The 1,329-nt window shown below is 62.3% G+C and carries 1 protein-coding gene and 1 pseudogene; one reads left to right on the top strand and one right to left on the bottom strand.

Annotated elements, in window-relative coordinates:
* A pseudogene (locus Q0288_RS08315) lies at window positions 1-302 on the bottom strand (GNAT family N-acetyltransferase); the annotation flags it as partial.
* 168 nt (window positions 303-470) lie between these two features.
* On the opposite strand from Q0288_RS08315, the gene Q0288_RS08310 reads away from it, so the two are divergent.
* Window positions 471-1,329, top strand: an 859-nt coding sequence (locus tag Q0288_RS08310) for a diacylglycerol kinase family protein (RefSeq protein ID WP_299429428.1), incomplete at its 3' end; no start/stop codon positions are given.

The following is a 1,329-nucleotide window of genomic DNA, read 5'->3' as shown; positions in this document are numbered from 1 at the left end:
AAACCCTCCCGGCGGGCTTTTTTGACCAGGTGCTCCAGGAGCGCCTTGCCATCGCCCTCGCGGATGATGGGGCCCTCGAGGGCCGCCCCATCCCAGAACGGCACCAGCGCCCCATACCCCTGTACCCGCCCCGCTTCCAGCCAGACCCAGGCTCTTTCGTCCTCCCCGGCCAACACCTCCCACCACAACCCCTCGGGCGTACGAGCCTCGGGGGCCAGGGAGCGGCGCGCGGGATCCTCATCCATCCAGGACAGCAACTCTGCGAGCTGCGAGAGGTGGGTTTGGGCTACTGGCCGGTTCATCGGAGATCCTTTATTAGAAGTGGGGGAAACCGTCGGATAAACCAGATACGCTTCTCCACGTGCTGCGATAAGGCCGAGCCGTCTGGCTCTACGGGGTGCCGCAACGAGTGAAATCCACCTCCTGGCTCTATTGTACAACCTTAGTTTCTGCTAAACTCAACTTCCACGATGAGCAGTTATACAACCTTTGTCATCAATCCCGCAGCGGGACGCGGGCGGGTGGGCCAGATGCTGGGCCAGCTCGAGACCTCCATCCGACAGCACAGCCAGTCCAGCGACGTTCGCATCGCCATTACACAGGCCCCCCAGCACGCCATCGAGATCGCCCGTCAGGCGCCTACGGGCAGCCGGGTAGTGGCGGTGGGGGGGGATGGCACGGTACACGAGGTGGTGCGGGGGATTGCTGGTTCGGACAAGGCCATCGGAGTAGTAGCCATTGGCAGCGGCAACGACTTTGCCCGCATGGTTGGGTTGCGGGGGCTGCCGCTAGAAACCGCGCTGCGCACTGCAATTCAGGGCAAGGTTAACACCGTTGACCTGGGCATGGTCAACAATCAGCCCTACGGGGCCAGCCTGGGTATAGGCTTTGATGCTGCGGTGGCTCGAAAGGCCCTCAGCGCTCCCACCTTTCTGCGCGGGATGCCCCGCTACCTCTACTCGTTATTTGCCGTGCTTAAAGATCTGGAGCTACCCACCCTCGAGCTGATTCAGAACGGCCAGACCGTCTACCAGGGCCCAAGCCTGCTGGTCGCCCTGATGAACGCTTCAACCTACGGTGGGGGCATCCCGATTGCACCCGCCGCAGTTCCCGACGATGGCCTGATTTCAGCGGTAGTGGCGGGAGAGCTTGGACGGCTGGGGGTGGTGGGCATCCTGCCCCGCTTGCTGATGGGCAAGCATATCCATCATCCCAAGGTGGCCCTCTACCAGGGTGCCGAATTTATTGTCCGTTTTGACCGCCCGGTTCCGGCCCATTCCGATGGCGAACCCCTCGAGCTCTCTACCGAGTATCGAGTACACATGGTTC

The sequence above is a fragment of the uncultured Meiothermus sp. genome, from assembly GCF_937863175.1.
In the GTDB taxonomy this organism is placed as follows: domain Bacteria; phylum Deinococcota; class Deinococci; order Deinococcales; family Thermaceae; genus Meiothermus.
The sequence above is the reverse complement of the archived record's forward strand: the minus strand, read 5'-3'. Positions and strand labels throughout refer to the sequence as shown.